General features: G+C 48.7%; 7 protein-coding genes. 2 read left to right on the top strand and 5 right to left on the bottom strand.

Annotated features, from left to right (window positions below):
• Nucleotides 1–133: 133 nt before the first annotated feature.
• The 3 genes from nhaA to EQP46_RS17205 form a co-directional block, all read right to left on the bottom strand.
• Entirely contained in the window at nt 134–1,351 is a 1,218-nt protein-coding gene (gene nhaA / locus EQP46_RS17195; RefSeq protein ID WP_129494807.1) for a Na+/H+ antiporter NhaA, read from the bottom strand.
• 219 nt (nt 1,352–1,570) lie between these two features.
• Entirely contained in the window at nt 1,571–2,062 is a 492-nt protein-coding gene (locus EQP46_RS17200; RefSeq protein WP_129494808.1) for a DUF4442 domain-containing protein, read from the bottom strand.
• An 85-nt stretch (nt 2,063–2,147) separates the two neighbouring features.
• Nucleotides 2,148–2,669, bottom strand: a complete 522-nt coding sequence (locus EQP46_RS17205) for an NUDIX hydrolase (protein WP_129494809.1) — start codon at nt 2,667–2,669, stop codon at nt 2,148–2,150.
• Nucleotides 2,670–2,908: 239 nt separating this feature from the next.
• Between EQP46_RS17205 and EQP46_RS17210 the strand changes: the two genes are divergently transcribed.
• Nucleotides 2,909–4,234, top strand: a complete 1,326-nt coding sequence (locus EQP46_RS17210) for a DEAD/DEAH box helicase (protein ID WP_129494810.1) — start codon at nt 2,909–2,911, stop codon at nt 4,232–4,234.
• 329 nt (nt 4,235–4,563) lie between these two features.
• The gene (locus tag EQP46_RS17215) at nt 4,564–8,241 is read left to right on the top strand and encodes a glycosyl hydrolase (protein WP_129494811.1); all 3,678 of its coding nucleotides are present in this window, start codon (nt 4,564–4,566) and stop codon (nt 8,239–8,241) included.
• A gap of 85 nt (nt 8,242–8,326) precedes the next feature.
• On the opposite strand, the gene guaD is transcribed toward EQP46_RS17215, so the two are convergent.
• Together guaD and xdhC are read right to left on the bottom strand one after the other, a co-directional pair.
• Nucleotides 8,327–9,649 (bottom strand): guanine deaminase, encoded by a 1,323-nt coding sequence (gene guaD / locus EQP46_RS17220; protein ID WP_129494812.1) that lies wholly within the window; start codon nt 9,647–9,649, stop codon nt 8,327–8,329.
• A gap of 17 nt (nt 9,650–9,666) precedes the next feature.
• Nucleotides 9,667–10,536 carry a xanthine dehydrogenase accessory protein XdhC gene (xdhC, locus tag EQP46_RS17225; RefSeq protein WP_129494813.1) on the bottom strand — a complete coding sequence of 290 codons (870 nt, stop codon included), beginning with the start codon at nt 10,534–10,536 and terminating at the stop codon, nt 9,667–9,669.
• Nucleotides 10,537–10,539 lie beyond the last annotated feature (3 nt).

Here is a 10,539-nt window from a genome sequence, read left to right on the forward strand (position 1 = left end):
TCAATAGTTGCACACATGCATACTGGTCAAACGCTAAGCGGCTTACAAGGCTGGAAAGGTGTAAAAGAAAACGCCAAGCATTGTGCTTGGCGTTATTTGTTTCAGAAGGACTAAATTATCGGGTTAAAGCGCGCTAGGTTGATTCATCAACCGTGTTTTCTTTCTCTGAGCTAGCACGTGGACTCTGGTTAAAGGTGTATTTTAATGCCAAGTAGCCAATCACTGCCGCGAGAATAGAACCGATAAATATCGCGATGCGTGATAAGTCGACTAAGGAATGGTTGTCAGCGCCTGGGAAGGCTAATGTCGTAATGAATATCGACATGGTAAACCCTATACCGCATAGGATAGATGCGGCGACCACATGCATGAAATGCACGCCTTTGGGCAAGCTTGCAATGCCCGTTTTAATGGCAAGGTAACAGGCGGCGCTTATTCCTAACGGTTTACCCAGCAGCAGACCCAAAGTGATGCCTAATGGCAAAGGTTCGAGCAGCATATCTGCGCGGAAATCATCGAGCGGTACGCCAGAGTTCGCAAAGGCAAACAAAGGCAGAATCGCAAAGCTGCTCCACGGGTGAATGCCATGTTCCAAATAGCGGAGAGGACTTCTGACCCGGTGATGCTTGATGCGAAGTGGCACCGCAAATCCAAGGATCACACCGGCTACCGTGGCATGTACGCCAGACTTCAACACCGCGACCCAAAGAACGGCACCAACCAGCAAATATCCGGTGAGTCGTGCGACGCCTTTTGCATTCATATAGAACAGGGCTGCACTGGCGACGACGGCGACAGACAGTGAGATGATGGACAAATCGCTACTAAAGAACAGTGCAATGATGATAACGGCACCAAGGTCATCAATCACTGCAAGGGCAAGCAAGAAGACTTTTAAACTCACAGGGGTTTGCTTGCCAAACAATGCTAGTACACCGAGCGTGAACGCTATGTCAGTGGCGGCAGGAATGGCCCACCCACCCAATGACTTCGGATCATTGAAGTTAAACATAACGAAAATGAGAACGGGTACCACCATGCCACCCACTGCAGCAATGACGGGGAACATCGCTCGAGAGCGGGTTCGGAGTGCGCCTTGAATCAATTCCCGCTTTACCTCTAAGCCGATTAACAGAAAGAAAATGGCCATTAAGCCATCGTTAATCCAGAGCAGAAGGTTTTTTTCGATATCAAGAGAACCAATCTTTATATGGATGGGGGTATCAAGTAGTGCTAAGTAGTAAGGAGCTAATGGTGAGTTCGCAATGATAAGGGCTGCGAAAGCCGTGGCAATTAAGAGGATCCCGGGGGCCGTGTCGAGCTTGAAAAAGTCGCCCAGTTTTTTAATCAAAACGCGCTCCTATCCTTCGTCGCATAATACTTAAGTCTAATAAGTAAAAGGAAAAAAGGGCAAAAACTTGTCCAAACATTAATTCAAATGCATGACATTGAATAACGTTTTGACAAAGCTTCCATGTGTTCCATCACAGGATGTTAAGAATAAGCGTAGGCATGGAAGTGGGAGAGCATTGCAGCCATCTTGAGACAACTGCAATGTTCTGATGATGCGTTAGGCCGCTTTCTTCGCGGGGATCACTTTCACGGAGAGGGTAAGATGAAAGATTGCCATTGGCTCGTCACCGCTGATTGATGGGCACGTTGCAGTGATTTTCACAGGACGATTAACGCGTTCACCGGTCGAAATGGTTTCATCGAGCATTTCATCGATTTCTCGTCCGTCAACGCAGGTGAATAACACATCTGCTTCTGGGCGTTTGAGAAACTCCGCAGTCACCGCCTTGAATGCCAGCGAGATTTTTTCGCCGCGCGCTTCTGCTTTGCTCATTGCCATAAAACCGCCTGCAACATCAGCACCGATTGCAAGCGTGCCAAAGTACATGCTGTTGAGGTGGTTCTTGGTTCGGCGTCGGGTGCGGATTTTTATTTGAACTTGTTCTTCATTCAACACCAGAATCTTGGGGCGACAATACCAAATCAGTGGCACTTTAAAGAAGCCAAACAGTGCCAGCATGCGGTTTGCGTGTTTAAGTGATTGTTTCATCCTTCGTCCTTGAGGCGGTTGAATACAATTCACTCTATAAACTCAACTGGTCGGATGTCAATGTGATGGTTGTTTTGACCCTAGGCTATGTGATCAAGCCAAGCAATTGCGCGCGACAGAATGCCACAATGGTTTTGCTATCTTGGATCTGGTTGTTGGCGATCATGTTCGATACCTCTTCAACAGAGAAATACACAACTTCGATCACTTCATCATCATCCATTTGCGCTTCGCACGGTGACAGTTGCTTTGCGACGAAGAGGTACTGCGTTTCATTGCAAAACCCGGGGGCGGGCAATGACTCGCCAATGGCATGCCATTCTTCTGCTTGTAAACTGGCTTCTTCTGCAAGCTCTCTCATGGCACAGACTGCAGGGGATTCTGAAGACTCTAACGTGCCGGCAGGAAATTCATAGATCCAACGGCGAATAGAAGGGCGATACTGTTTGAGCAATACCAGTTTCCCATCGTTTGCAACGGGCAAAATCAGCACTGCGCCGGGGTGCTCAAGGGTAATATGGTTGGTGACGACACCGTTCGGCAAGGTGTGCGTGGATTCTTCGAGTGTAAAGCGCTTCCACGCGTAAAGCTGTTTTGGGTTAGGCATGAGCAATAATTTACTGGCTTAAAAACGCATAATACGCTCACGCTAACGCTGAAAGATGTGTTTCTTGAAGAATGTTTCGCGAGACAGCAATAAAAGTGTGATCACGAACAATAAAAAATGCGTGATATTGCAGAAATATGGTAGTATTCGCGCCTAATTTCCATGGGAGTCGCCTTGGGTTGACGGGTATAGATAACTCAATAACTCCCTGTATAAAAAGAAATCATTGGAGTACTACCTTGCAATTTGAAGACCTAGGTTTAGACAAACGCCTTATCAAGACAATTGAGCATTGGGGTTTTAGTGAAGCCACTGAAATCCAAGCAGCTGCAATTCCTGTTGTTACAGCAGGAAAAGATCTGCTCGCGTCGTCTAAAACTGGCTCCGGCAAAACACTCGCATTCTTGTTGCCAGCACTTCAGCGCGTTATGCGTACGAAATCCCTAAGTCGCCGCGATCCACGTGTTGTGATTCTTGCACCAACGCGTGAGTTGGCGAAACAAGTGTTTGGTGAATTACGCAAACTGCTTGCGGGCACGCAATACAAAGGCGTGTTGATCCTTGGTGGTGAGAACTTCAACGACCAAGCGAAAGAATTCCGTAAAGATCCGATGTTTGTGGTTGCAACGCCAGGTCGCCTTGCTGACCACCTAGAGCACCGCCACCTGAGCATCGAAGGGCTGGAACTGCTGATCCTTGATGAAGCAGACCGTATGCTTGATTTGGGCTTTGCGCCACAGCTTAAAGCGATCAATGACGCTGCGTCGCACCGTCGTCGTCAAACGCTGATGTTCTCTGCAACGCTTAACCACCAACAAGTGAACGATATTGCGGCAGACATGCTGAATGAACCGCGTCGTGTTGCCATTGGTTATGTCAACGAAGAACACAAAGACATCGAACAACGTTTCTATCTGTGTGATCACCTTGACCACAAACAAGCATTGCTCGACCGTGTTTTCGAGGAAGAAGAATACCAACAGTTGATGATATTCACGGCAACCCGTGCAGACACCGAGCGTCTTGCCACTGTGTTTGCTGACCGTGGTATTAAAGCCGTTGCGCTAAGTGGCGATATGAACCAAGCCGCACGTAACCGTATCATGAACGAATTCGAACGTGGCCTGCACAAAGTGTTGGTAACGACAGACGTGGCTTCTCGTGGTCTGGACATTTCAAACGTGTCTCACGTGATCAACTTCGACATGCCTAAGCATGCGGAAGAATACGTTCACCGTATCGGCCGTACAGGTCGTGCAGGTAACAAAGGTACTGCAATTTCTTTTGTTGGTCCTAAAGATTGGATGAGCTTCAAGAGCATTGAGGGCTTCCTCGACAAGAAGATGAACTTCGCAACGTTTGAAGGCCTGAAAGGTAAATTTACCGGTCTTGCTCCGAAACGTAAGAAGACCTTCGCGAAGAAACCAACCAAAGCGAAGAAAGTGCAGAAAACCAACGCGAAGAAAGACACACCGAAGCAACGCAATAAGAGTTTTTATAAAGGTGTATCTGTTGGTGACCAAGTCTTTGCTGTTAAGAAGAAAAAAGCGCCAGACGCCGAATAAGGCTTCTGTTTTAGCAAAAACACCAAGCGCACATCACAGTGCGCTTTTTTGTGCCTGACGTTTAGCTGGATGCCGTTCATGCATTATTTTCTGTTTAATTTGTCTTCAATCTGCGCGCAAACGTCAGTTGTCTATTTCTTAGTGTCTCATAAAAAAGATTTCGAATAATTAGTCATATTTAATTTGACAATAATGTGACGGAGGCTAAAAACGCATCGATTCAGGGGTGTATTGCCGCCACCAATCTTCATAAACTCCGACCAGTTAAGAAAGCGCTTTCTTAATGTCATCATCCCTCTGAAGCCATAGACGTAAGGACACTTCATTAGATGAATACGCTAAAACTTCTCACACTGCTCGGCATCTCGTTCTTTCTGTACGGCTGTGGTGGAGGAGGTGGTGATGGCGACTCCAATGCTTCAAATTATGCGCTGACTGTATCGGTTACCAATAGCCTAACGGGTCTGCCAATAGAGAATGCAGATGTCTCTGTCGATAACGTAAGTCAAATGACAAACAGTGCAGGTACGGCGACACATAGCGTGCCCAATGGCAACCTTTCCATTGTTGTTTCACACGACGATTATGCCTCGAAGCGTCTCAATTTCTCTGTGGGTAACGCTGACCGCAGCCTTTCTATCACGTTGTTGAAAACCGCTAACGATTCAGATAATCAAAATATCGATTCGGGCACGGATGGTGGCACCGACAACGGCGGTACAGATTCAGGCACGGACGGTGGTACCGACAACGGCAGCACAGACTCTGGTACAGATGGTGGCACCGACAACGGCGGCACAGATTCAGGCACGGACGGTGGCACCGACAACGGCGGCACAGATTCAGGTACAGATGGTGGCACCGACAACGGTGGAACAGATTCAGGCACGGACGGTGGCACCGATAACGGTGACACGGATTCAGTCACGGATGGTGGCACCGACAACGGCAACACAGATTCAGGTACAGATGGTGGCACCGACAATGGCGGCACAGATTCAGGCACGGACGGTGGCACCGACAACGGCGGCACAGATTCAGGTACGGATGGTGGCACCGACAACGGCAGCACAGACTCAGGCACTGATGGTGGCACTGACAACGGCGGTGATAATGCGTCCGAAGAAACCCGTGGTTACGTGTTTCATTCTGAAATGGCAGACTCTTTCAAATTTGATAGCAATGGCAACCCATGGACTTCCGGTGCGACTGTCAATGAAGTCACCGAGGGTGATTATGAACGCCAATACAGCGTCACCAGTGGAAATAATTGGGGCGGCGATTGGGCGGTTGTTGCATGGGGCCATGAAAACGATGAAACATCGGATGCAGGTATTTACGATGTACTGCGCTTCAAATTCAAATCGGCTCAAGCAACCACGGTAGAAGTGTCTATTCAAAGCAAAACCGAAGACGAATCAAAAATCACTTATGCACTTTCTGCTGCAACCGATGTTGGAAATGGTTGGAAAGAGATGGAAGTGACATTTCCACACTTTGAAGAATTGACCTGGATAGGTTTGATGTTCCCGCTAAACGGTACAGTAGATGTTGCAGACGTTTACCTCGTAGACACGGGCGAAAACACTGACACTCACCAAGGTGATTACACCATCACGCAATACGGCGCAGGGAACATTTCCGATACATTCAATCCTGATGGGTATGGTTGTACCGTAGATCATGGCTTTTGGATTTCAAATGCTGGCGTTGTTAGACCTGAAGCTGGCTCGTGTGACAACATCGCAACGCCTGTTCCTTTGTTCCCGCACTTGGCGGAAGACATTAAAGACCAACCCGTACCGACGCATAAATGGTGGGGCTCTGTTTCCTTCCTGGGTGAAATGACGATTGGTGATGCTGACTCAGCGGCCTACATTACGCCAGATCCTCTAACGGCACGTGTATCGAACAAAGGCTTCCGTGTGATGGGTATCTCCAATGGTTTGTCTTCAGAAGAAAACGCTTTCTTATATAGCGTGCCAGCCCCATTTGACGAAGTGTTCGATGGTATCGCTATCGCCAACTCACAGTTCACTGAATTAGAAGGCTATCTTAAAGATCACAGTGATGGTTCTGTCACCGTAGAGTGGAGCGCAAACAATTCGCCAGTCATGGAAGCGACGTTTGTTCATGGCTCGCCTTATGTGTATGTGAAAGCGTATCAGGGCAACATTGTGATCAAGACGCTTCGCACTGATGGTGTTGAGAAAGGGACGTTTTACAACAAAAATAACAGCTTAGGTATTTGGACCAATGTTGCCGGTAATCGAAACGATTTCTTAATTGTGGGCGAAGGCGACACGCAATTTAATGGTGCATCCAGTTCATCCATCACCGTGATTAACAGTGCAAATGAAGTGACGGTGTCACTATTGCCATCGACGAACGGTACGCCATCAGACACAGTGAGTGCTTTTTTCGAAGGGCCTGCACGAAATGTGGTTCGTCATGTGAATGTTGATTACTCGGTTGATCGCACCACTAACGACGTCACTGTTACGCATGCCTATGTCGACAGTGATGGTGTACCTGTTGAGACCATTGCAGGTATGCATCCTATGCATTGGAAGAACAGCACAACGCCAACGAGCGAACACAAGGTTCGAAGCGCGCGGGGTGTGGTGAAGTTTGCTGAAGTCTCAGATTTCAGTTACACCATTCCGTTTGTGGGTGTGCTGCCATACATGCCGACATTGGAAGACAACTACGATCTTCCATTGCTCAGGGGCCTTGTTACTGAATACATGAATAAAGGCACGGGCGGTTGGAACCCCTATACCGATACCTACTGGTCAGGCAAGAGCTACGGCAAAGCGGCTGAAATCATTGCTATCGCACGTTCGATTGGGATGGACACTGAAGCGAACACATTAACAGCGTGGTTAAAATCTGAACTCGAAGACTGGTTTACTGCGGATACCTCTGGTGGTCTCGATACAGTCAAATATTTCGTGTACGACGAGACATGGACAACCCTTTTGGGTGTAGAAGAATCCTTTGGTGCGCATCAGCAACTTAACGATCACCATTTCCACTATGGGTATTTTGTGCGTGCAGCGGCTGAAATCTGTCGCACTGATAAATCTTGGTGTGGTGCGGATCAGTATGGACCGATGATTGAACTATTGATCCGTGATTACGCTGCGAGCAAGGGGGATGACATGTTCCCTTATCTACGCAACTTCGACCCTGCGAACGGTTTCTCTTGGGCATCGGGCCACGCGAATTTTGCGCTGGGTAATAACAATGAGTCCACCTCTGAAGCCGCTAACTCTTACGGCGCGATCGTGCTCTATGGCTTAATCACAGGCAACGATGAGCTAACAGAAAAGGGCATGTACTTGCATGCGTCATCGAGCGCAGCGTACTGGGAGTATTGGAACAACATTGATGGTTACCGCAATGACTCCCCAAATTACGTCGATAGAGGTGATGATTACGATAACTTCCCATCAGGGTACAACCGCATCACTACCTCGATCATTTGGGGCCATGGAACGTCTTTCTCTACATGGTTCAGTGGCGCTTACGCGCACATTTTGGGTATCCAAGGTCTGCCTTTGAATCCATTGGTTTTCCATGTTGGTCAGTATGCGGATTACATGGAAGATTACGTGTCGCTTGGTCTTGAGGAATCAAGCAACGGTAAACCGTCGGGTTTGGTTGATGGTCAATGGCGTGATATCTGGTGGAACCTTTGGGCAATGACGGATGCAAACGCGTCGATCGCCGATTACGAAACCGTGGGTTCAAACTACGTGACAGAGGAAGGTGAGTCGAAAGCGCATACCTACCACTGGATCCATACATGGAAAGCGCTAGGTCAATTGGAAACAGGGACGGGCGAGCTTACTGCTGATTCCCCGACAGCGGTCGCTTTCAAGAATGGTAATACCATGACGTATGTGGTCTACAATTTCTCGGATTCAGCGCAAATTGTTCGGTTCAGTGATGGGCAAACAGTGAATGCCGTGGCGAATGACTTTACGGTGGTTGAGCGTTAAGCATCGCTGCGCGATAAACCAAAACGGGGTGCTTGAGTGGCACCCCGTTTTCCGTTTCAGGCAGCGTGTAACTGCGAGTAAAACGTTAAGACGTTTTGCTGTACACACAACGCCCGTACGAATAGGTGTGCGCCACGGCGCGATCATCCCCGAGCGTCATCAAGACAAACAGCCTATCTTCGAGTGATTGCGTGTGTTCCATACGGAATTTCATTAACTGCGTTGCGTGGAGGTCGAGCACAACAAAATCGGCTTCTTTTCCTGGTTCAAAGTTTCCGACATGTTCGTCAATTGACAATGCCTTCGCTCCGCCCAACGTGGCTTGATAGAGGGATTTGAGTGGGTGAAGTTTTTCGCCTTGTAGCTGCATCACCTTATACGCTTCGCTCATGGTTTGAAGTAACGAAAAGCTCGTGCCCGCGCCGACATCGGTGCCCATTCCTACCTTGATGCCCTTGGCTTCCATCTTGTTCAGTGGAAACAGACCGGAGCCGAGAAAGAGGTTAGACGTTGGGCAGAATGCTATGGCGGATCCTGTGTCTGATAGGCGCTGGCATTCACCTTCACACAAGTGCACGCCGTGGGCGAAAATAGAGCGTGAAGAAAGCAATCCATGCTGGTCATACACATCGAGATAATTTTTGCTGTCTGGAAATAATTCCTGAACCCAAGCAACTTCCAACGGATTTTCTGACAGATGCGTATGCAGGTAAACATCGGGATACTCTTGCAGTAGCTTTCCTGCCAAGGTCAATTGTTCCGCCGTGCTGGTCGGCGCAAAACGGGGTGTCACGGCGTAGTGGAGTCGTCCTTTGTTGTGCCATTTTTCAATCAATGCTTTGCTGTCCGCATAGCCTGACTCGGGGGTGTCGGTCAGATCTTCGGGCGCATTTCTGTCCATGAGCACCTTTCCTGCGATCATGCGCAGGTTGCGTTTTTCAGCCTCTTGGAAAAACACATCGACAGATTCTTTATGCACGGTGCCAAACACCAGTGCTGATGTGGTGCCATTCCGCGCCAGCTCATCCAAAAATTGCACCGCGACGTTACGGGCATACTCGACATCTTGAAAGCGTTTTTCTTCGGGAAAGGTGTAGTTGTTTAGCCAATCCAACAGTTGTTCGCCATAGGCGGCGATCATGCCTGTCTGCGGGTAGTGGATATGGGTATCAATAAAGCCGGGTGTGATCAGCTTGTTTTCAAAAGTGGTCAGCGAGACAGTGTCGTCCAGCGTGGGAAGAATGTCTTTGGCATCTCCAACCCGAATAACATGCCCATCGGCAACAACCAAAATCCCATCGTCAAAATATGCATATGAGTCTTCCAAGCCTCGCTCCGTTGGGTTTCCCAAGCTATGGAGAATGGCGGCACGAAAGGCATAGGTAGAGCGTGCTTTGGGATCTTTCATTCTGGATGACTTCCTTGTTACGCCTTGAGTTTAAGCGGTTCGATTGCTGGTCGTGTTACGTCGTTTTCTTGACTGTCATTGTTCGTGCTGGTGGTTGGACGTTTACTGTCGATAGTTTCACCTTGGTAGCAAGCGATCAGTTCTCCCGCCACGGACACAGCAATTTCGGCAGGGTGCTTACCCTTGACCGAGGCAATACCAATGGGGCAAATCATTGTATTGACGGCCTGTTGAGAAAAGCCACGTTCACGCAATCTGTAATCGAAGCGTTTGCGCTTAGAGAGTGAACCTATCATGCCGAAATAACGGCTATCGCCCCGTTTAAGAATGGCGCGTGCGAGATCGAAATCAAGCTGATGATTATGTGTAAGTACAAGATACATGGCGTTTTCAGGTAAAGAAGAGACCTCTGCGACAGGATCGTCCGTTGCCCATTTTTCGACATTACTGGGTATATGGTCGGGAAATTGCGCTTCGCGCTCGTCTATCCAATACACCTTGAAAGGCAGGGTGGCCAGAATGGGAATGAGTGCCTTGGCAACATGCCCAGCACCAAAGACGGCGAGCACATGCCGAGGCTGCCCTATGGGTTCAAAGCTGAGCGTGACCATGCCGCCACAACATTGCCCCAGTCGCGCACCAAGGTTAAATTGTTCCACTTTCATGTCGGTGTCGGCATTGATGAGCATCTCGCGCGCTGTCTTCATGGCAATGTGCTCTAAGTGTCCGCCACCAATGGTTGCGATCACATCTTCCTCAGTGACGAGCATCTTGGTGCCAGCCCCGCGTGGCACAGAACCTTTGTCTTCGAGGACGGTCACCATGACGCAAGGTGTGCCTTGGGTTTCAAATTGCGCGAGTGCTTGGATCCAGTTGTCCTTAAACATATG

The sequence above is a fragment of the Enterovibrio baiacu genome, from assembly GCF_004120195.1.
GTDB classification, from domain to species: domain Bacteria; phylum Pseudomonadota; class Gammaproteobacteria; order Enterobacterales; family Vibrionaceae; genus Enterovibrio; species Enterovibrio baiacui.